Genomic DNA, 21,012 nt, shown 5'->3' with positions numbered 1-21,012 from the left:
TTCTATTATACCTTAACAGTGCTTGAAATATGATTTTTTAAAAACTTTTCCATATCATCTATTAATTTTTCTGCAATTTTAACCCTTTCCAGATATGATAACTTCCATTGAGAGATTTTATTGAGAAGCTTTAAAACTCCCTCGGGCAGTATATAAAACTCTTTTTTTGATGCACATTTCCTACACATTACAAAACCATCTGAATAAAAGGATTCTCCATTTAAAGCATCATGGCAGACTCCACAATGGTTGAAGTCAGGAAGATAGCCAAGAATTTTTAGTGTTTTTATTTTAAGAAAAACAATATAGTTTTCTGCCTTTTGAGTTTTTTGCATAAAAAAAAGAGTTTCTAAAAAAAGAGAAAAAAGTTCATTATTTGGCTCTCTTTTTGGAAGAATATCTAAAAAAAGTCTTAAAACCTCTGAAAGCTTTAAAAAGATTTTATAGTTTTCCCTTATTGTTTGAAAGCTCTGTATAATATCGGATTGAATTATTTTCTGAAGTTTGTCTTCTCTTCCAATAAATGAGATTCTTGCATAGGTCAGAGGTTCAAAAGAACTTCCCCATCTGCTTTTTATTTTGCGAGGGCTTTTTGCAAAGAGATTTATTAATCCAAAATCTTTACTGAGATATGTAACAATTAAATCTGCTTCTAAGTAATCTGTATTTTTGAGGACAATTCCTTCAGTGGAATAAATCACTACATTATATTGCCAAAATCTTCAGGTTTAAGATTTTTGAGCCATTCTTCAAGCTCATCTGCTTTTCTCAACTCAAATATTCCTTCCTCAACAAATATTGGTGCCTGAACCCTTAAAGCAATAGCAACAGCATCAGAAGGACGAGAGTCAATTGCTTTTTCCCTTACTCCATCGTGAGCATAGATTAGAGCATAGTAGGTATTGTCAATTAAGTCAGTTATAACAACCTTAGTAATGCGAACTTCAAGCTCCTCAAGAATGTTTTTTATCAGATCGTGTGTTAAAGGTCTTGGAGTAAGCACCTTACCAAGTGCCAGCGCAATTGAGTCAGCCTCTGGTTTACCAATCCAGATGGGAAGGGTCTCATCTCCATCTATTTGTTGCAGTAGTAGAATATACATTCCACTTCTTGGATCAAATAACAGTCCTTCTACTTTCATCTCAATTAACATCTCAATACCCCAGTGATTTTAATATTATATCTCTTTGTCTCCACTTTTTTCTAACCTTTACCCAAACTTCAAGAAAAACCTTTGTTCCCAGAAATCTTTCAATATCAAGCCTTGCCTCTTGAGCAATTCTTTTCAATCTTTCACCCTTTTTCCCTATTATAATAATTTTTTGACCTTCTCTTTCAACATAAATATTTGCTCCAATATTCAGGAGTTTCCCAGTTTCTTCCCATTTTTCTATCTCAACAGCCACTGAGTATGGAATTTCATCATAGGTGTATTTCATAATTTTTTCTCTAATTAGCTCACCAACCATAAATCTTTCTGCCTGATCAGTAAGCATATCTTCTGGGTAAAGCTTTGGAGACTCTGGAAGATAAAAAATAATTCTTTCAACCAGCCGTTCAACTCCATCGTTTTTAAGGGCAGAAATAGGAATTATTTCCATGAATGAGTGTAAATCTTTATACAGATCTATTAATGGAAGAAGGCTCTGCTTTGAGACTGTATCTATTTTGTTAATTGCAAGAATAATAGGTTTATTGAGATTTTTTAGTTTTTCAATAATTGAAAATTCAATTTCCAAGGGATTGCATGGTTCTACCATAAAAACTATTAAGTCAACCATATCCATTGCCTGATGAGCTTCTTTAACCATGAATTCACCAAGTTTATGTCTTGGCTTATGAATTCCCGGAGTGTCAACAAAAATAATTTGAGCATGAGGAAGATTTTTTATTCCAATGATTCTATTTCTTGTTGTCTGAGGTTTTTCAGTTACTATGGCAATTTTCTCTCCCACAACTGCATTAAGAAGTGTTGATTTACCAACATTTGGTCTTCCAACTAATGCCACATATCCACATTTCATCTAAGTTCTTCCAATGCCTTACGTATTCTATCAATACCTTTTGATAGATTTTCCATACTTGTTGCATAGGATATTCTTATATATTCTTCAGCACCAAAGGCAGAGCCTGGAACCACAGCTACAAGAGCTTTCTCAAGAAGGTAGATGCTTAGATCCACTGATGAATTTATTCCGTTTTTGCCAAGAATTTTTCCTATGTTCGGGAAAACATAAAAAGCACCCTTTGGCATTTTGCAGGAAATTTGAGGAATGCTGTTTAACTCTTTCACAAGATAGTTTCTTCTTTTTTCAAACTCCTGACGCATCTGTTCCACACAATCCTGAGGTCCTCTTAGAGCTGCAACTGCTGCTTTCTGGGCAATAGAGGTTGGATTTGATGTGGACTGACTCTGTATTTTTGTCATGGTTTTTATAATCTCTTCAGGTCCTGCTGCGTATCCAATTCTCCAGCCAGTCATTGCATGGGATTTACTCAATCCATTTACAACAATGGTTTTATTTTTAATCTCTTCACTTAAAGAGGCAATACTTATGTGCTTTTCACCATCATAAATCAGTTTTTCATATATCTCATCAGAAATAATGTAAAGATTGTGTTTTAAAGCAATTTCTGCAATTTCTTCCAAAGCTTTTTTTGTGTAAATAAAGCCTGTTGGATTTGATGGTGAGTTAATAATAATTGCCTTTGTGCGAGAAGTAATCTTTTCTTTTAAAACTTCAGGACGAAGCATAAAATCATCTTCTTGTCTTGTTTCAATAATTACTGGCTGGGCATCATTAAGTAAAACCTGATCAGGATAAGAAACCCAGTAAGGTGAAGGAATTATTACTTCATCTCCTGGACCAAATAATGCTTGGGCAATGTTATATAAAGAATGCTTTGCACCTGAGGATACTAAAATGTTTGCTTTTTCATAGTTTAATCCATTATCTCTTTCAAGTTTTTCAATTATTGCCTCTTTAAGCTCATCAATTCCACCAACAGGAGTATACTTTGTAAAACCTTCTTTGATTGCCTTTATTGCAGCCTCTTTAATATGTTCAGGAGTATCAAAGTCTGGCTCTCCAACTCCAAAGTTTACAACATCCATTCCTTTTGCTTTTAACTCTTTTGCACGGCTGTCAACAGCAAGAGTTGCTGAAGGTTTAATTCTTTTTGTTCTCTCTGCTATCATGTCTCCTCCTTAATATATTTTCTTTTTGCTCGGCTTCCTAAGGATGTTAATACTTCATAGGTTATAGTTTCTGCCCATTCTGCAATATCCTGAGCTGTGATTTTTTCATTTCCTGATTCTCCAAGCAAGATTACTTCATCGTCAATTTCAGCTTCTGTAATATCTGTAAGGTCTATCATTGTAAGATCCATGCAAACAGTTCCAACAACAGGCACTTTTTTGCCCCTTACAATAACCTTTGCTCTGTTAGTTAATTTTCTGAAATATCCATCAGCATATCCAACAGGAATAACTCCAATAAGGCTATCTCTTTTTGTTATAAAGGTTCTTCCATAACTTATTGGTGAGCCCTTTGGAAGCTTTCTTATATCAATAATTTTCGTTTTAACTTTCATGCAGGGTTTTAATTCTTTTTCAAAGTTTTGAGTGTATCCATAAAGTATTAATCCTGGTCTTACTGCATCAAATAAAGCCTCTGGATATATGATTCCTTGAGAGTTTGAGATGTGGAAAGCAGGATTAATTCCAAGATTAATCACGCATCTTTGAATCTCTTTAAATCTCCTTATCTGTTCTGTTGTCCATTCTTTGTTTTCTGCTTCTGAAAGATGACTCATGATGCCCTCAATTTTTATATTTGGTAGCTGAGCTATTTTTTTAATTGTTTCGCATGGTGCATTATAAATTCCAAGTCTTCCCATACCTGTCTCAACTTTAACATGAATAGAGAGATTCACTCCTTTTTTCTGAGCATGTTTTGAAAGAGCCTGAGCATGTTTTAAGTCAAATACTACTGGAGTAAGATTGTATTTAAATAAGCCTTCAACTTCTCTATCAAAGAGAACAATAATTTTTGATTTTATTCCTGCTTCTCGTAATGCAACAGCTTCTTCAAAAAAAGCTACTCCAAAGGCAAAGCATCTTTTTTCAAGCGCAAGTGCAACTTCTCTTGCTCCATGTCCATAGGCATCTGCTTTTATAATTGCTATTGTTCTACAGGATGGATTAATTGGTTTCAGAACAGTTTTAACTATATAAAAGTTGTGAATTAATGCTTTTAGATCTATCTCTGCTTCAAGAAGTCTCACATTTATTTTTTCTCTTCATCCTTTTTTGGAGTTACATCAATCTCATCTTTTTCAGATGTTGCTTTTTTAAAGTTCCTTATAGCCTCTCCAATCCCTTTACCAATCTGGGGTAGTCTTGTTGCTCCAAAAAGAATAACCACTATTATAAGAATAAGCATTAATTCCTGTGTTCCTAATCCAAACATTTTTTGCCTCCTTTTTTAAGCAATTTTAAATCCTCTTCTGTGTTTACATTAATAAAAGATAACCCTTCTTCATCTAAATTTGCAACATCAATGACCTGAGCATGAAAATCTTTAATAAGTTTCATCATGCTCAGTTTGTCCTCTTTAAGTAAATTTTCTAACTCATTCAGTATATGCTTTGAGTAAATCCCAGGTAAAGGATAAATTTTTTCTTTATAACAGGCAACAGTTATATTGTTTTTTTGATTAAGATGTTTTTCGCCAAGAAGATAAATGATTTCCTTTTTTACAAATGGCATATCGCAGGCAAAGGCAAAGACATCGTATTTTGAATTTTTCAAAGAAACATGAATTGCTGCCATAGGTCCTTTAAAAGCATAAATGTCTCCAAGCAGAGGAACACCAGTATAAAAATATGCTTCAGGAAAGTTTGTAACAATGAAAAGCTCTTCAAATATTTCTTTCAAGTTTATGATAAGAATTTCAATAAGCTTCCTGTTATTCAAAGAAAGCAAACACTTGTTAGTTTTCATTCGTGAAGATTTTCCACCAGCAAGTATTACACATGTAAGAGGCAATTTAGATGACAATTGCACCGAGATATCCTACAACTTTATTATAGTCTCTGTTAACCTCAGCAGAGGTTGCATATTTAATAATCTGAACTTCCTTTGCACCAAGAAGCTTTGTTGCCTGAAGCATAACTGTGGTGGGAATTACTCCGCACATAGATATTCTATGCTCTAATACAGTATTATAAACTCCCTCTGGATCAAAGGCTTTGATTTTTTCAACTGCCAGGGAGTCAAGCTTTCTTGCCATGTCATCGGGTAAGTAATGGCTCATATCTGTGCTTGCAATAATAATAACTTTATCCATAAGAGCAAGTTCTTCTATTGCTCTGGCAATACTCTGTGCTAAACTGAGACAGTCTTTAAGTGAAAGCATTTTTAATGTTATAGGTATAATCTGAGCCTGAGGATTTAACTTATAAATAAAAGGAAGCTGAACTTCCAGTGAATGCTCATAAACATGAGCCTGAATGTCTTCTTTAGCTGAAGAGTTTTCTATGATTTTTTTTGCAAGCTTTTCATTTATCTTTAAACTTCCAAGAGGGATTTCCCACTGTCCTTCAGTCATCAGAGAAATATCTGCTCCATAACCTGTATGATTTGGTCCAAGAAGAATAAAAGTCTCAACAGGGATAATTTTTGAGTATACTGCACCTGCTACATGACCTGAATAAACATATCCTGCATGAGGGCATATTGCGCCAAAAGCCCTTAGTTTTACCTGTGAAGGCATGTATTCTTCAATTTCATATAAAAGTTCCTCAGGATTTGATGGATAAAAATATCCTGAAACTGCTGGTTTTCTTCTAAGCATTTTACACTTCCTCTTCTATCTCTGTGCCTGTGTATTTATCAGTATAATCAAGGAATCTTGTATAATCATCCAGAAAAGTAAGATACACAGTGTCAGTAGGACCATTTCTCTGCTTTGCCACTATTACTTCAGCTTTTCCTTTATTTGCAGAATTTTTCCTGTTGTATACTTCATCTCTATAAAGGAAGATTATTACATCTGCATCCTGTTCAATTGCACCTGATTCTCTTAAATTTGCCAGAGTAGGTCTTTTATCAGAAGTTTTTTCTACTGAGCGATTAAGCTGACTTAAAGCAATAACAGGAACTTTTAGTTCTTTTGCCATGGCTTTAAGTGAACGAGATATATCAGCTATTTCCTGTTCTCTTACATCATATGTGTTTCTGCTTCTCATAAGCTGCAAATAATCTATGATAACCAGTCCGAGTCTTCCTTTTTCCATTTTAAGCCTTCTTGCTTTTGCTCTTATTTCAAGAACGCTCATCTGAGAGGAATCATCTATATAAATCGGAGCTTCACTGAGCTTGACTGCAGCATCAGTAATTCTTTCCCAGTCTTTTTTACTGATAAATCCTTTCCTCAGGCTTGTAGAATTTACCATTGCAATGCTGCTAAGAAGTCTCATTGCAATTTGCTCTTTTGACATCTCAAGACTGAAAAAGGCAACAGGCTCTCCAAGCTCTACTCCCACATGCTGGGCAATATTCAATGAAAAAGCTGTTTTTCCCATTCCCGGTCTGCCACCAATAATTATCAAATCACCTGGCTGAAAACCTGAGGTTAACTCGTCAAGGTCTTTGAAACCTGAAGGAATGCCTGTTATTACTGCTTTTTTCTCATACATGTTTTCTATTATCTTGAAAGTATGTTTAACAACATCTTTCATATGATAAAAGCTTGTATTTGTTCGTTTTTCTGAAATTTCAAAAATTAATCTCTCAGCATAATCAATCATTTCCTCAGCATCCTCAGGCTCTTCATAAACTTTTGTAACAATTTCTGTGCAAGCACGAATAACAGCTCTCAGTAAAGCCTTTTCCCTGACCAATTTTGCATGATATTTTATATTTGCTGCTGTAGGGACTACTGTTGTAAGATTTCCTAAATAGCCAACTCCTCCCACTTCTTCAAGTTCACCTTTGTCTTTTAAATGTTCTGTAAGAGTGATGAGGTCAATTGGCTCATTTTTATCAAAAAGTTCAAGCATTGCATGATAGATTTTTCTGTGTCTGTCACTGTAGAAATCTTCTGGTGAAACTATTTCAATTACTTTAGTTATTGATTCTCCTTCAAGAATTATTGCACCCAGTACAGCCTGTTCAGCCTCAAGGCTCTGAGGTGGAAGCCTTAGAGCAGTAGTATCTATTTCTTTTAAATAAGCCATTATTCTCCTACAACATTAATCTTTAATTTTGCATTCACATTTGAATGAAGTTTAACTTCTACTTCATGCTCTCCTAATCTTTTTATGGGCTCTAAAATATTGATTTGCTTTTTGTCAATTGAAAAACCCTGATTTTGCAAGGCTTCTGCTACATCTTTTGCTGTAATGGAGCCAAAAAGTTTCTGATCCTCACCAGCCTTTGCTTTAATTGTAAGCTCAAGGGCAGTGAGTCTTTCTGCTACTGATTCTGCATCCTGGCGCTTTTTCTTTGCTTCTTCTTCAAATTTTTTCTTTTGATACTCAAGGGCTTTTAAATTTTTTTCATCAGCAATTAATGCAAGCCCTCTTGGAAGAAGATAGTTTCTTGCATATCCATCTTTTACATTGATAATCTGTCCTGCTTTGCCCAATCCATGAACATCTTCTTTGAGAATTAGTTTCATTACTGCCTCCTCTCAAAAATTTTCACTTAAATATATCATACCATATGCAAACAACTATAGGAAGTCTGCCTATTTTGAGCTCAGTTCTTTAATGATTCTCAATAATGCCTTTTTTATTTCAGCATCAGAAATTTTTCTGTAAAATTCTATTAGAATAACCTCATCTTCAGAGTAAAATTTGCTTTCCTTTTCATATAGTTCAGGGAAAAATACGCTTACAGGAACATCAAGGGCTTTTGCTATATCAATAAGCCTTTCTATTGTAATTTTTGCTTTTCCCTTTTCATATTTCTGAAGCTGCTGATAGGTTATTCCAATCTTATCGGCAAGTTCCATCTGAGAAATGCCTTTTGCCTTTCTCAACTTCTTTATTGTTTCACCTATTTTCATCAACTTAAAACATTAAATCTTCAACCCCTTTAAAATCTATCAATATTTAGTTGTAAAAATCTTGACTTTATATATTAAAAGTTGTGTAAAATTTATAACTATGAAAAAAGTTCTGGTAATTGAAAATAATCAACTTGTGAGAGAGGTCCTAATAGAATATTTACGATTCTTTGGCTACGAAGGTGAACTTGCTACATCAACTGTAAAATCATTTTCAGACTATAAATTTATTATAGCTGATTATACAACAATAAAGGAATTAAATCTCTTAGAAGAAATAGCAAAGATAGTTTTTCATAAGCCTGTGATAATTTTATCTACTCTAAACTGTCCGGAAGAAGAAATTTTAAAACACAATGCTTTCTGTCTTGCTAAACCTTTTTATATTCAGCAGTTTAAAGAGGCTTTAAAGAGCGTTGACGAAGAATTTCATAAAGCAGCACAGTAGCACTCATAGCCACATTCAAGCTTTCTGTTTTACCTTTATGAGGAATTCTGCAACTTATATGTTTTATTGTTTTTAGTTCTTCACTTACTCCATAAGATTCATTTCCAAAGGCTACTGCAACTGAGCCAGTAAAATCTATATTAAAACAGGGCAGTTTTGCTTTTAAATCTGTTACTACAAAGGTAAGCTTATTTTTCAAGATGAAGTGTTTAATATCTTTTACAGAAGCTTTTATCACTGGAATAAAAAATATGCTTCCTGCGGATGCTCTTAAAACCTTGCCTGAAAGAGGATTGCATGTTCCAGAAGTAATCAGCAGAGCTTCTGCGCCCAAAGCCTCAGAAGCACGAATGATTGTTCCAAGATTTCCAGGATCCTGAATTCTATCTGCAATAACGATTAAAGAAGGATCTTTGATTTCATTGATATTTTTATTTTTAAATTTTACAACTGCAAATATGCCCTGAGGAGTCACTGTTTCAGAGATTGTCTTTGCAATCTTTTCAGAAATACCTGTAACTGAGATTTTAGTTTGAAGATTTTTAAAAAACTCCTTTTGTTTTTCAATAAAATCTTCTGTTACAAGCACTTCCTCAGGCTGAAAATACTCTGAATTAAGAGCTGCTTCAACAAGATTGACTCCCTCAATAAAGATTTTCTCTGGTTTTTTGATGATTTTTTTTATCTCTTTTATTAATGGATTTTCTGTACTTTGAATCCATTTCATTGAGTAAGCTCAATAAAAGCTTCTGGAAGACTTTCAATCAAATCTCCTGCAATAAGACCATGATATCCTCTTTTCTTAGCAGCTATATCTCCACTTAATCCATGAATAAAACAACCAAGCACAGAAGCATGAAAAGGAGTAAGTCCCTGTCCGATCAGGGAAGCAATTATTCCTGTAAGAACATCTCCAGAACCTCCTGTTGCCATTCCTGGATTTCCTGTTGTATTTAAATATACTTTGCCCTGAGGCTCAGCAATCACTGTTGGAACACCCTTTAAAACAAGGATGACTCCCAGGTCTTTTGCTACTTTTTGAGCAATATCAATTCTCTGTTTTTCAATATCTTTTACTGATATTTTTATAAGCCTGCTTAACTCACCAGGATGAGGTGTAAGAACAATTTCAGAACGAGCATTTTTAAGTACATCTGAGATTCTTCCAAGAACTGTTATTCCATCAGCATCAATTACAATTGGAGATGGACAGTTTAAAATAAGCTCTTTTAAGATAATCTCAATATCTTCATTAACTCCAACTCCTGGACCAAAGGCAACAGAGTTTGCCCTTTCATTTATAAATTCCATAATTTCAGGTAAAGCATCTCTTGAAAGAGTATTCATTGTGCATGGAAGAGGAAGAATCATCTCTTCAAGAACCTTACTTTGAAAAACAACTTTAAGTGCTGCAGGAACTGCCATTGTTACAAGTCCAGAACCTGCCCGCAAAGCAGCCTTTGCTGCTAAGACTGCTGCACCTGTTTTTCCTGTAGAACCTGCAATTACAAGAACATGCCCGTATCTTGTTTTATGAGAATACGCTGGTCTTGGTGGAATAAGGCAACAGGCAAAATGTTTTTCAATTGTGGAAATCTTTAAATTTTCAGACTCTGTTAATTCTTTTGGAAATCCAATATCTTCAATAAAAAGCTTACCTGTATATTCCTTGCCAGGGAAAACTAAATGTCCTCTTTTTGGAAGTCCGAAGGTGACTGTTATTTTTGCTTTAATAGCAACTCCCATAACTTCTCCTGTATCTGAAGATATTCCGGATGGAATATCAACAGCTAAAACTGGCTTTTTAAAAGAATTGAGATTTTCAATGAACCGAGCAATATCACCTTCAATTGCTCTTTTAAGTCCTGTTCCAAAGATTGCATCAATAATTGCATCTGCCTGCATTATCTCATTTTCTATGGGATAACCTTCAATTACTGGTAGTTTAAATTTTTTTGCTATATCAAGCTGAGTCTTGCAATCACTTGAAAGTTTTTCATCTGAGAAAAGCTGGAAAATTTTTACATTTTTAATTTTATTTTTAAGTATTCTTGCACAGGCAATTCCGTCGCCACCATTGTTTCCCGGTCCTGCAAGAACAATCACATTTTCTGGATTAAGTTCAAGCACATGCTCACTAACAGCTAAAGCAGCTCTTTCCATTAAGAGCATTGAAGGAATGCCGTAGTGCTCAATTGTTAATCTATCAATTTCTGCCATTTCACTGGATGTGACGACTTTCATATCAAAATTATACCATACAGGAGGCAAAAATTTAGGGAATTGTAAAAAGCTAAAGAATTTTTACATAATAGAAAAACTCAAATTTACAGATGGAGGCGTCTATGCTTATTGTTCAAAAATATGGTGGAACTTCTGTTGCAAACATTGAAAGAATAAAAGCTGTTGCAGAAAGGGTTTCAAAAACTGTTAAAGAAGGCAATAAAGTGGTTGTAGTTGTTTCTGCAATGGCTGGAGAAACAGATAAACTTATTGGGCTTGCTCATCAGGTATGTTCAAATCCTCCAGAAAGGGAGATGGATTTACTTCTTTCCTCTGGAGAAAGAATTACTTCTGCGCTTACAGCAATGGCTTTATGCGAACTGGGACATAAGTCAATTGCTTTTACTGGCAGACAGATGGGAATAATTACCGATGCAGTGCATACAAAGGCAAGAATTGAAAAGATTATTGCAACCAGGGCTTTGAAAGCTCTTGAAGATGGTTATATTGTAGTGGTTGCAGGTTTTCAGGGGATTACAGAAACAGAGGATGTAACAACACTTGGCAGAGGTGGTTCTGATCTTACAGCAGTTGCCATAGCAGCTGCATTAAATGCTGATTTATGTGAGATTTACACAGATGTTGATGGTGTATTTACAGCTGATCCAAATATTGTCCCCAATGCCCGTAAGCTTGATAAGATTTCTTATGAAGAAATGCTTGAACTTGCTTCACTGGGAGCAAAGGTTTTGCAGAGTCGATCTGTAGAGTTTGCAATGAAATACAATGTTCCAGTAGTAGTTCGTTCAAGCTTTAACTGGAACCCTGGAACATTAGTTACAAAGGAGGATAAAGATATGGAAAAAGTCGTAGTATCAGGCATTGCTCATGACAAAAATCAGGCAAAAATCACAATTCTTAAAGTTCCTGACAGACCCGGGATAGCAGCAAAACTTTTCAAAGCAGTGGCAGATGCCAACATTGTTGTTGACATGATTGTTCAAAACATAAGTAGTGACGGCAAGGCAACTGATATTTCTTTTACAGTTCCAAAAACTGATGCTAAGAAAGCTCTTGAGCTTACTGAGAAAATTTCCAGAGACCTGGGAGCTGAGGGAGTTCTATTAAATGAGACAATAGCGAAAATTTCCATTGTAGGCGTTGGTATGAGAACACATTCAGGAGTGGCAGCTCAGATGTTTGAGGCTCTTGCAAATCATGGAATAAACATAATGGCGATAAGCACATCAGAGATAAAGATTTCATGCCTTATTGATGCTAAATATACTGAGCTTGCTGTAAGAGTCCTTCATGATACATTTAAGTTAGGTGAGCAGTAATGGATATTGTTTCACCTGAAGGATTTCTTTATTCAGTTGCAAAAGCAGGGATTAAGTATCCAGACAGGTATGATATCGCATTAATTTATTCTAAAAAGCCTGCTCATGTTGCAGGGGTTTTCACTACAAATCAGATAAAGGCTGCTCCTGTAAAAATTTGTATGAAAAGAATACGCTCAGGACAGGCTCAGGCATTGATTTTAAACAGCGGAAATGCTAATGCCTGCACAGGACAGAGAGGAATAGAGGATGCATTAAAGATAACTGATTATCTGGCAGACAAACTTAACATCAATAAAGAACATGTTTTACCACTTTCAACAGGAGTTATCGGACTGCCCTTGCCTGTTGAAAAGATCATTAAAGCAGTTGATGAACTTGTAAGCAGTCTTGGCAATGCTCAGCCATTACAGGTTGCAGAAGCAATAATGACAACCGATACTTTTCCAAAGCTTACATACAGGCAGATTGGACAGGATACTGCAGTAACAATTCTTGGAATATGTAAAGGTGCTGGAATGATTTCTCCAAATATGGCAACAATGCTGTGTTCAATACTTACAGATGCAAAGATAGATTCGGATTTAATGAAAGAGATTTTAAGAGATGCTGTGGCACAGAGCTTTAACTCAATTACAGTTGATGGAGACATGTCAACAAATGATACAGTTTTGATGCTTGCAAATGGAGAATCTAATATGAAGATTGAAAGAAAGACTGCTCTATGGAAGCAGTTTAAAGATGCTCTCACTGACCTCTGCATTGAGCTTTCAAGAATGATAGTGAAAGATGGAGAGGGAGCAACAAAATTTATAACAATTAATGTTAAAGGAGCTAAAACAGCTCAGGATGCAAAAAGAGTTGCCAGGGCTGTAGCAAATTCTCTTCTTGTTAAAACAGCCTTTTATGGATGTGATCCGAACTGGGGCAGAGTGATTGCTGCTGTGGGATACTCTGGAGTTTCACTAAAGGAAGAAAAAGTTGAGATTTATATAAATGGTATCTGCCTTTTTGATAGAGGCTCTCCTACAATGAGACAGGAGGAACTCAAGGAATTTCTTAAACAGCGTGAGATTGAGATTTTGATAAACTTAAATCTTGGCACAGCAAAAGCAACTATCTTCACAACTGATCTATCAGAAGAATATGTGCGAATAAACTCTGCATACACAACATAAAATAAATTATGATATAATTGATTATGCCTGAAATTATAGAAAAAATCTCAAAAGAAGAACTGGAAATCCTTGTAAAGGAAATTATTGAAAACTTTGTTCGTCAGAATGAACAAAAGGCAAGGGAATTGTCCATTATTGAAAGAGTAATCAGAGTAGAAGAAGAAATTAAGGCATTAAGAGAAATTGAAAATGCACGATTTGAATCAACAGAGAAGAGATTTGAGGCAATAGATAAGAGATTTGACGCAATAGAGAAAAGATTTCAATTTTTACAGTGGTTTATGGGAGTAGGCTTTACATTCATAAGCATTCTTATTGCTATCTTTGGATTAATCAGACATTAAGTAATTTCTCTAAACATGAAAGAGAAAATCTTTTTTGAAGAAGAAGAGGAAATCTCAATTGACAAACCTGCACTTTACAGAGTTTATCTTCTTAATGATGATTATACTACAATGGATTTTGTCGTGCATGTTTTAATGACAATTTTTGACAAATCAAAGGTAGAAGCCACCAGAATAATGCTTTATGTTCATAGACACGGAAAAGGTCTTGCAGGCATTTATCCAAAGGAGATTGCTGAAACAAAGGTAGCTCAGGTGGAAAGCCTTGCAAGAGCCAATGGTTTTCCGTTAAAATGCAGTATAGAAAGAGATGATCAATAAAGATTTACAGATTATTATATCCGCCACTGTTGAAGATGCCATTGAAAGAGGTCATCAATATCTTACAGTTGAACATCTTCTTTATGCTATTCTTCATGATGATTTTGGTATGGAGATAATTAAAAACTGCGGTGGAGATCCTGAACAGATTAAAAGAAATCTTGAAAGATTTCTTGAAGAACAGGTTCCAAAGAGAAAAACCAAAGGACAGACATATCCCACAGTAAGTTTTCAGAGAGTAATGGAAAGAACTCTCAATCATATAAAAAGTGCAGAGAAAAAAGAGGCTGATGCAGGAGATTTTCTCGCATCCCTTTTTCTTGAAGAAGACACTTACGCGGTAAATCTACTCAGGTCATATGGAATTACAAGAATTGATATTTTAAATTATATTTCTCATGGTATTACTAAAACAGGCTCTGAAGAAACTGTAAAAACAGAGGAAAAACGGGGCGATCCTCTTAAAACATTTACAATAGAACTGGTTGAAAAAGCACGAAGAGGAGAGATTGATCCAATAATTGGTCGTGAAAATGAGCTTGAAAGAGTTATTCAGGTTTTATCAAGAAGAAGAAAGAACAATGTAATTTTAGTAGGAGAACCTGGGGTTGGAAAAACAGCAATTGTTGAAGGACTGGCATTAAAAGTTGCTCATGGTGAGGTGCCAGAGCATCTTAAAACTGTTAAAATTTTTGCTCTTGATATGGGTTCACTACTTGCTGGGACAAAATATAGAGGAGATTTTGAAGCAAGAATGAAGGCTTTGATAAACTCTCTTTACAAAATCAAAGATTGCATACTTTTTATAGATGAGATTCATACAGTTGTTGGTGCTGGCTCTGCAAGTGGAAGTACTGTGGATGCTTCAAATCTTTTAAAACCTGTTTTAATTGAAGGGAAAATTCGCTGCATAGGTGCTACAACCTATGAGGAATACAGAAACTATTTTGAAAAAGACAGGGCACTTTCAAGAAGATTTCAGAAAATAGATATTTCTGAGCCTTCTGAGGAACAAACAATTGAGATTCTTAAAGGTCTCAAATCCTACTATGAGCAATATCATGGTGTAATCTATACTCCAGAGGCATTACGCTCAGCAGTTCATCTTTCAGCAAAATACATAACTGAGAGATTTTTACCAGATAAAGCTATTGATGTTATTGATGAGGCAGGTGCTGTTGTAAGACTTTACCAAAGTGATAATCCTGTTGTTACTGAAAAAGTAATTGAGCAGACAGTGGCAAAGATAGCAAGAATACCTTCTCAGGAGATAACATCCAGTGATGCTGATAGACTTAAAAATCTTGAATCAGAATTAAAATCTGTAATTTTTGGGCAGGATGAAGCAATAGAGGCGGTTTCAAGAGTAATAAAACTTGCTAAAGCAGGACTTAAAGAGCCTCAGAGACCAATAGGTTGCTTTCTTTTTACAGGTCCTACAGGAGTTGGTAAAACAGAACTTTCAAGACAGCTGGCAAACATACTGGGAATCAATTTTATAAGATTTGACATGAGTGAGTATATGGAAAAACACTCTGTTGCAAAGCTTATTGGTGCTCCTCCAGGATATATCGGGTTTGAACAGGGTGGGCTTCTTACTGAACAGATAAGAAAAAATCCTCATTGCGTGCTTTTACTTGATGAGATAGAAAAAGCCCATGAAGATATATTTAATGTGCTTCTTCAGGTAATGGACTATGGAACTCTTACAGACAATACAGGAAGAAAGGCAGATATGAGGAATGTTATTCTTATTATGACATCAAACATTGGTGCAAGAGAAATGGAAAGACCTGTAATTGGTTTTGGGGACAGAAGTTCTGATCAACTCAGAAAAACTAAAGAGGCAGTTGAAAGAGTTTTTAGCCCAGAGTTTCGCAACAGACTTGATGCAATAGTTACCTTTAATCCTTTACCAGAAGAGATTGTCTTCAGGATTGTGGATAAATTTATAAAGGAACTTAATGAACAGCTTGCATCAAAAAATATTTTCGTTGAAATTACAGAGGAAACAAGAAGATGGCTTGCTCAAAAGGGTTTTGACCCAAAATTTGGAGCAAGGCCTCTTCAGAGAATTATTCAAAAGGAAATAAAAGTACCGCTTGTTGAAGAAATTTTATTTGGAAGACTTAAAAACGGTGGAAAAGTTATTGTAAATCTACATGAAGGAAGCCTTTCCTTTGAGATAGATGACAGTGTATTTGCTTTGTGAGAAACTGGTTTTTCCCCATCCAGAATTTGCTGAGCCTGATGGACTGCTTGCAATTGGTGGAGACCTTAGTCCTGAAAGACTTATAGTTGCTTACAGATCAGGAATATTTCCATGGTACAATCATAAACCAATTCTATGGTGGTCACCTCCAGAGAGACCTCTGATATTTCCCATGCTTTTTAAAATGTCAAGAAGTCTTTATCAGATTTTAAAAAAAGACATTTACAGAGTTAGCTTTGATAGAGATTTCATTTCTGTTATTAAGGGATGTGCTACAGCTCCAAGAAAGGGTTCTGTGGGGACATGGATACTGCCAGAAATGATGGAGGCTTATATAAAGCTTCATAAACTTGGATATGCTCATTCAGTGGAAGTCTGGTTTGAGGGTAAAATAGTAGGAGGACTATATGGAGTCTCCATTGGTAAAGCTTTTTTTGGTGAGTCAATGTTTACACTTATGAAGGATGCATCAAAGGTAGCTCTTGCCTGCCTTGTGGAACATCTAATTAAAAATGATTTTCATTTCATTGACTGCCAGATTACAAACAGACACTTATTAAGTCTTGGAGCCTATGAACTGCCACGAAGAGTTTTTCTTGTTTTGCTTGATGAAGCTTTAAATAAAAAGGATTCAACAGAATGGAACCAAGAGCCGAAGCCTACATCAAAAACTGCAAAATTTTTAAAAGAAAAGTTAATTCCCAGGAGGATTTATGAAGCTAATTCTTTTTGATATTGATGGAACATTGATCAGCGCTGGTGGAGCAGGAACTCGTTCTCTTAATAGAGCTTTTGAAGAAGTTCTTGGAATTAAAGATGCATTTAAAGACTTTGAAATGGCTGGTAAAACTGATGTCCAGATAATAAAAGAAGGACTCATGCTTAATGGAATTGAGCCTTCAATTTCTCTGGTTAATGAACTGATTGAAAGTTATCTTAAAAATCTCACAGTCCAGATCAATAATAACTCAAAGCACTTAAAACCAGGAGTAAAGGATTTTATAGAATTTATCCATTACGAATTAAAATACCCAATGGGACTTCTTACAGGAAATCTTGAAAAAGGTGCAAGAATTAAGCTTGATCCTTTTGGTTTAAATTCTTTTTTCCCAACTGGTGCTTTTGGTAGTGACCATGAGGATAGAAATCAGCTTCTGCCAATAGCTGTTAAGAGATTTTTAAGAATATTCAATAATTATCTGGATTTCCATCACTGTATTGTTATCGGCGATACTCCAAGAGATGTAGCCTGCGCAAAGCCATATGGAGCCAGAGTAATTGCTGTTGCAACAGGTCCTTACAGTGTTGAAAAATTACAAGATACAGAGGCAGACATTGTTGTTGAAACTCTTGCAGAAATCAATAAAATTTTACCACTTCTTTCCTGATATGGGAAAATTTCCAGTAACTGAAAAGAAAGAAAAAGAGCTTTTAAGTGAAATGCAAAAGCTTGGGATAAAGGAATCAGATATAGATGAAAAGTTTATCAGATGCTCAGGACACGGAGGACAAAAGCTTAATAAAGCTTCTACTGGAGTTTATTTAAAGCATAAACCTACAGGGATTGAGGTAAAATGCACAAAGGAAAGATCTCAGGGATTAAATCGCTTTTTTGCACGTAGAATGCTTGTGGAAAAATTAAAAGAATATTTAGGCATCCCTAAAGAAATTGAAAAAATAAAAAAGAGAAAAACCAAATATCACAGAAATTTACCAGGTTAAAATTCTAACTTTTGTTGCTTTTTTTACAGGAAATTAGTTAAATTATTTTTTATATATTCCAAAATTTTTCATAGATACTTACTTGACAGACTTTTTATTTTTTGATAAACTAAAAAGTCTTGTCTGCAAATGTTAAAGTTTTGTTAAACTAATTTTATTATTGAGGTGAAAAGGTGCCGACAATTTCACAGTTAGTAAAGAAGGGCAGGGAAAAGGTTGAAAAGAAAACAAAATCACCTGCTCTGCAATCATGTCCTCAGAGAAGAGGGGTTTGTGTAAGGGTATATACTACAACTCCCAAAAAGCCTAATTCTGCCTTAAGAAAAGTGGCAAAGGTGAGGCTCACAAATGGAGTTGAGGTAATAGCTTATATACCAGGAGAAGGACACAATTTACAGGAGCACTCCATAGTTCTTGTAAGAGGTGGAAGAGTGAAGGATCTGCCAGGTGTGAGATACCATATTGTAAGAGGAACACTGGACTGTGCAGGTGTTAATAATAGAAGACAGAGTCGCTCAAAATATGGTACTAAAAGACCAAAATAACTTAGGAGTATAAGATGCCAAGAAGAGGTTATGTGCCAAAAAGAGAAGTTTTGCCTGATCCAAAATATCAGAGTAAGCTGGTATCTAAATTAATAAATGTGATTATGGAAGATGGCAAAAAATCCATAAGTGAAAAGATATGCTATGGTGCATTTGAAATAATTAAAGAAAAAACAGGTCAGGACCCATTAAAAGTTTTTAAGCAGGCAATTGAAAACATTAAGCCTGTTCTTGAAGTAAGGCCTCGCAGAGTAGGAGGTGCTACATATCAGGTTCCTATGGAGGTAAGACCTAACAGGAGATTAAGTCTTGCATTAAGATGGCTTAAAACATATGCAAGGCAAAGAAAAGAAAAAACAATGAAAGAAAGACTTGCTGGGGAAATACTTGATGCCTACAATAATGTAGGTTCTTCAATAAAGAAAAAAGAAGAAACCCACAAAATGGCAGAAGCCAACAGGGCATTTGCCCATTATAGGTGGTAATCTATTAGAGGAGTATTATGGAAAGATTTCCGCTTGAAAAAACGAGAAATATTGGTATTATGGCTCATATTGATGCCGGTAAAACAACAACTACTGAGCGAATTCTGTATTATACCGGCGTGACCTATAAAATAGGAGAAGTTCATGAAGGCACTGCTGTAATGGACTGGATGCCACAGGAGCAGGAACGAGGAATAACAATAACAGCAGCATCTACAAGCTGTATGTGGAAGGAGCATAAAATTAATATAATAGACACTCCAGGCCATGTGGACTTTACAATTGAGGTGGAAAGATCTTTAAGGGTTCTTGATGGAGCCATTGCTGTTTTTGATGCCTCAGCAGGAGTTGAGCCACAGAGTGAAACTGTCTGGAGACAGGCTGATAAATACAAGGTGCCAAGAATTGCTTTCATGAACAAGATGGATAAAATAGGAGCAGATTTTTTTATGTCCATTGAAAGCATGATAGAAAAACTTGGTGCAAATCCTGTTGCAGTACAGATTCCAATTGGCAAGGAAGATACATTCAGAGGTCCTATAGATCTGATTGAGATGAAAGCTTACTATTTTGACGATGAAACACTTGGTGCTAAATTTGTAGAAGATGAGATCCCCTCTGAGTATCTTGACCAGGCAAAAAAATACAGAGAAAAAATGATAGAAGCTCTATGCGATATAGATGACAGAATTATGGAAAAATATCTTTCCGGCGAGGAGATTACTTCTGAGGAAATAAGGGCTGCACTGAGAAAAGGAACAATACAGATGAAGATTACTCCTGTTTTATGTGGTTCTGCATTTAAAAATAAAGGAGTTCAGATGCTTCTTGATGCCATTGTTTATTATTTGCCATCTCCACTTGATATTCCTCCAGTTAAAGGAGTTAATCCTCTGGATGGAACAGAAGTTTTTAGAAGAGCAAGTATAGATGAACCATTGACAGCTCTTGCATTCAAGATTATGGCAGACCCATATATGGGCAGTCTTACTTATGTGAGAGTATATTCAGGTATTTTAACTTCTGGCAGTTATGTGTACAATTCTACAAGAAACATAAAGGAAAGAGTTGCAAGAATTTTCAGAATGCATTCAAATAGAAGAGAAGAAATAAAGGAAATCTGTGCAGGAGATATTGCTGCTGTTGTAGGTTTAAAGAATACTTTAACAGGAGATACTCTTTGTGATGAAAACAATCCTGTTGTTCTTGAATCCATAGAGTTTCCTGAGCCTGTTATCTCTGTTGCCATAGAGCCAAAAACAAAGGCAGATCAGGAAAAGTTATCTCTTTCATTGCAGAAAATTTCTCAGGAAGACCCATCTTTCAGGGTAAGCTTTAATGAAGAGACAGGTCAGACAATTATTTCTGGAATGGGAGAGCTTCACCTTGAAATAATTGTTGATAGACTTACAAGAGAATTTAAAGTGGGAGCAAATGTTGGAAAGCCACAGGTTGCATATAAAGAAACAATTAAAATGCCAGCAAAGGCTGAAGGAAAATTTATAAGGCAAACTGGTGGACGAGGTCAGTATGGACATGTATGGATTGAAGTGGAGCCACTTGAGAGAGGAAAGGGTTTTGAGTTTGTGAACAAGATTGTTGGAGGCACTATTCCCAGGGAGTTCATTCCAGCTGTTGAAAAAGGGATTATTGAAGCTATGGAGGGAGGAGTTCTTGCTGGATATCCTGTTGTTGATGTGAAAGTAACGCTTTTTGATGGTTCCTATCATGAGGTTGACTCTTCAGAGCTTGCATTCAAAATTGCTGCATCAATGGCATTTAAAGATGCATGTAAAAAGGCTGAACTTGTTTTACTGGAACCAATTATGGATGTTGAAGTGGTAGTTCCTGAAGACTACATGGGTGAAGTAATAGGAGATTTGAATTCAAGACGTGGTAAAATTCAGTCTATGGAAAAAAGAGGTAAAGCACAGGTTATACGAGCAATGGTTCCTCTATCAGAAATGTTTGGGTATGCAACTGATTTAAGGTCAAAAACGCAGGGTAGAGGTACATACACAATGCAGTTTTCCCATTATGACGAGGTCCCAAAAAATCTTACAGAGCAGATAATTGCCAAGATAAAGGGTAATAATAAATAAAGTTTTAAAGATTTTAA

At 35.4% G+C, this 21,012-nt stretch carries 25 protein-coding genes; 12 read left to right on the top strand and 13 right to left on the bottom strand.

The annotated features are described in order from the left end of the window. Window positions 1-5 precede the first annotated feature (5 nt). From recO to ACYQ3X_RS06875, 11 genes are all read right to left on the bottom strand, one after another. Window positions 6-701 (bottom strand): DNA repair protein RecO, encoded by a 696-nt coding sequence (gene recO / locus ACYQ3X_RS06925; RefSeq protein ID WP_460181075.1) that lies wholly within the window; start codon window positions 699-701, stop codon window positions 6-8. Then, window positions 701-1,153: a bifunctional nuclease family protein gene (locus tag ACYQ3X_RS06920; protein ID WP_460181074.1), complete on the bottom strand. Its 453-nt coding sequence runs from the start codon at window positions 1,151-1,153 to the stop codon at window positions 701-703. The genes recO and ACYQ3X_RS06920 overlap by 1 nt, the downstream gene beginning before the upstream one ends. Before the next feature lies 1 nt (window position 1,154). Continuing rightward, window positions 1,155-2,024: a GTPase Era gene (gene era / locus ACYQ3X_RS06915; protein ID WP_460181073.1), complete on the bottom strand. Its 870-nt coding sequence runs from the start codon at window positions 2,022-2,024 to the stop codon at window positions 1,155-1,157. Beyond that, window positions 2,021-3,199, bottom strand: coding sequence for a pyridoxal phosphate-dependent aminotransferase (locus ACYQ3X_RS06910; protein WP_460181072.1), 1,179 nt, complete (start codon window positions 3,197-3,199; stop codon window positions 2,021-2,023). Before ACYQ3X_RS06910 ends, era begins: the two co-directional genes overlap by 4 nt. Continuing rightward, a complete protein-coding gene (alr, locus tag ACYQ3X_RS06905) occupies window positions 3,196-4,287 on the bottom strand; it encodes an alanine racemase (protein WP_460181071.1) in 1,092 nt (363 codons plus the stop codon). Before alr ends, ACYQ3X_RS06910 begins: the two co-directional genes overlap by 4 nt. Window positions 4,288-4,289: 2 nt before the next feature. Then, window positions 4,290-4,472, bottom strand: a complete 183-nt coding sequence (locus ACYQ3X_RS06900; protein ID WP_353683977.1) for a twin-arginine translocase TatA/TatE family subunit — start codon at window positions 4,470-4,472, stop codon at window positions 4,290-4,292. After that, a complete protein-coding gene (gene mobA / locus ACYQ3X_RS06895) occupies window positions 4,460-5,068 on the bottom strand; it encodes a molybdenum cofactor guanylyltransferase (RefSeq protein ID WP_460181070.1) in 609 nt (202 codons plus the stop codon). Before mobA ends, ACYQ3X_RS06900 begins: the two co-directional genes overlap by 13 nt. Beyond that, window positions 5,052-5,858 carry an AmmeMemoRadiSam system protein B gene (gene amrB, locus ACYQ3X_RS06890; protein WP_460181069.1) on the bottom strand — a complete coding sequence of 269 codons (807 nt, stop codon included), beginning with the start codon at window positions 5,856-5,858 and terminating at the stop codon, window positions 5,052-5,054. The genes mobA and amrB overlap by 17 nt, the downstream gene beginning before the upstream one ends. Before the next feature lies 1 nt (window position 5,859). Beyond that, the gene (gene dnaB, locus ACYQ3X_RS06885; protein ID WP_460181068.1) at window positions 5,860-7,242 is read right to left on the bottom strand and encodes a replicative DNA helicase; all 1,383 of its coding nucleotides are present in this window, start codon (window positions 7,240-7,242) and stop codon (window positions 5,860-5,862) included. Further along, window positions 7,242-7,685 carry a 50S ribosomal protein L9 gene (gene rplI, locus ACYQ3X_RS06880; protein ID WP_460181067.1) on the bottom strand — a complete coding sequence of 148 codons (444 nt, stop codon included), beginning with the start codon at window positions 7,683-7,685 and terminating at the stop codon, window positions 7,242-7,244. The genes dnaB and rplI overlap by 1 nt, the downstream gene beginning before the upstream one ends. 69 nt (window positions 7,686-7,754) lie before the next feature. Then, window positions 7,755-8,075, bottom strand: a complete 321-nt coding sequence (locus ACYQ3X_RS06875) for a helix-turn-helix domain-containing protein (RefSeq protein WP_460181066.1) — start codon at window positions 8,073-8,075, stop codon at window positions 7,755-7,757. Between the two features lie 100 nt (window positions 8,076-8,175). On the opposite strand from ACYQ3X_RS06875, the gene ACYQ3X_RS06870 reads away from it, so the two are divergent. Next, entirely contained in the window at window positions 8,176-8,523 is a 348-nt protein-coding gene (locus ACYQ3X_RS06870) for a hypothetical protein (protein WP_460181065.1), read from the top strand. On the opposite strand, the gene ACYQ3X_RS06865 is transcribed toward ACYQ3X_RS06870, so the two are convergent. Together ACYQ3X_RS06865 and ACYQ3X_RS06860 are read right to left on the bottom strand one after the other, a co-directional pair. Then, window positions 8,471-9,250 (bottom strand): TrmH family RNA methyltransferase, encoded by a 780-nt coding sequence (locus ACYQ3X_RS06865; protein ID WP_460181064.1) that lies wholly within the window; start codon window positions 9,248-9,250, stop codon window positions 8,471-8,473. The two genes, ACYQ3X_RS06870 and ACYQ3X_RS06865, sit on opposite strands and share 53 nt — an antisense overlap. Beyond that, window positions 9,247-10,767: an NAD(P)H-hydrate dehydratase gene (locus tag ACYQ3X_RS06860; protein ID WP_460181063.1), complete on the bottom strand. Its 1,521-nt coding sequence runs from the start codon at window positions 10,765-10,767 to the stop codon at window positions 9,247-9,249. Before ACYQ3X_RS06860 ends, ACYQ3X_RS06865 begins: the two co-directional genes overlap by 4 nt. Before the next feature lie 101 nt (window positions 10,768-10,868). Between ACYQ3X_RS06860 and ACYQ3X_RS06855 the strand changes: the two genes are divergently transcribed. The 11 genes from ACYQ3X_RS06855 (at window position 10,869) to fusA (ending at window position 20,995) form a co-directional block, all read left to right on the top strand. Continuing rightward, window positions 10,869-12,086, top strand: a complete 1,218-nt coding sequence (locus tag ACYQ3X_RS06855; RefSeq protein ID WP_460181062.1) for an aspartate kinase — start codon at window positions 10,869-10,871, stop codon at window positions 12,084-12,086. Then, a complete protein-coding gene (argJ, locus tag ACYQ3X_RS06850) occupies window positions 12,086-13,264 on the top strand; it encodes a bifunctional glutamate N-acetyltransferase/amino-acid acetyltransferase ArgJ (protein ID WP_460181061.1) in 1,179 nt (392 codons plus the stop codon). Before ACYQ3X_RS06855 ends, argJ begins: the two co-directional genes overlap by 1 nt. 23 nt (window positions 13,265-13,287) lie before the next feature. Then, window positions 13,288-13,608, top strand: a complete 321-nt coding sequence (locus ACYQ3X_RS06845) for a hypothetical protein (RefSeq protein WP_460181060.1) — start codon at window positions 13,288-13,290, stop codon at window positions 13,606-13,608. A gap of 15 nt (window positions 13,609-13,623) precedes the next feature. Then, entirely contained in the window at window positions 13,624-13,929 is a 306-nt protein-coding gene (clpS, locus tag ACYQ3X_RS06840) for an ATP-dependent Clp protease adapter ClpS (RefSeq protein WP_460181059.1), read from the top strand. After that, window positions 13,919-16,141 (top strand): ATP-dependent Clp protease ATP-binding subunit ClpA, encoded by a 2,223-nt coding sequence (clpA, locus tag ACYQ3X_RS06835; RefSeq protein ID WP_460181058.1) that lies wholly within the window; start codon window positions 13,919-13,921, stop codon window positions 16,139-16,141. The genes clpS and clpA overlap by 11 nt, the downstream gene beginning before the upstream one ends. After that, window positions 16,119-16,874, top strand: a complete 756-nt coding sequence (gene aat / locus ACYQ3X_RS06830) for a leucyl/phenylalanyl-tRNA--protein transferase (protein ID WP_460181057.1) — start codon at window positions 16,119-16,121, stop codon at window positions 16,872-16,874. Before clpA ends, aat begins: the two co-directional genes overlap by 23 nt. After that, the gene (locus ACYQ3X_RS06825) at window positions 16,855-17,529 is read left to right on the top strand and encodes an HAD family hydrolase (RefSeq protein WP_460181056.1); all 675 of its coding nucleotides are present in this window, start codon (window positions 16,855-16,857) and stop codon (window positions 17,527-17,529) included. The genes aat and ACYQ3X_RS06825 overlap by 20 nt, the downstream gene beginning before the upstream one ends. A 1-nt stretch (window position 17,530) precedes the next feature. Then, window positions 17,531-17,863 (top strand): peptide chain release factor family protein, encoded by a 333-nt coding sequence (locus tag ACYQ3X_RS06820; protein WP_460181055.1) that lies wholly within the window; start codon window positions 17,531-17,533, stop codon window positions 17,861-17,863. A gap of 173 nt (window positions 17,864-18,036) precedes the next feature. After that, the gene (rpsL, locus tag ACYQ3X_RS06815) at window positions 18,037-18,408 is read left to right on the top strand and encodes a 30S ribosomal protein S12 (RefSeq protein WP_460181054.1); all 372 of its coding nucleotides are present in this window, start codon (window positions 18,037-18,039) and stop codon (window positions 18,406-18,408) included. Window positions 18,409-18,422: 14 nt separating this feature from the next. Continuing rightward, complete coding sequence (rpsG, locus tag ACYQ3X_RS06810; RefSeq protein WP_460181053.1) at window positions 18,423-18,893, top strand: 30S ribosomal protein S7; 471 nt, start codon at window positions 18,423-18,425, stop codon at window positions 18,891-18,893. Window positions 18,894-18,910: 17 nt separating this feature from the next. Beyond that, on the top strand, window positions 18,911-20,995 hold the full coding sequence (gene fusA, locus ACYQ3X_RS06805; protein ID WP_460181052.1) for an elongation factor G: 2,085 nt from the start codon (window positions 18,911-18,913) through the stop codon (window positions 20,993-20,995). The last annotated feature ends 17 nt before the right edge of the window (window positions 20,996-21,012 follow it).

Source organism: Thermodesulfovibrio sp. TK110 (assembly GCF_054658355.1).
This window is presented reverse-complemented; position numbering and strand designations above follow the sequence as displayed.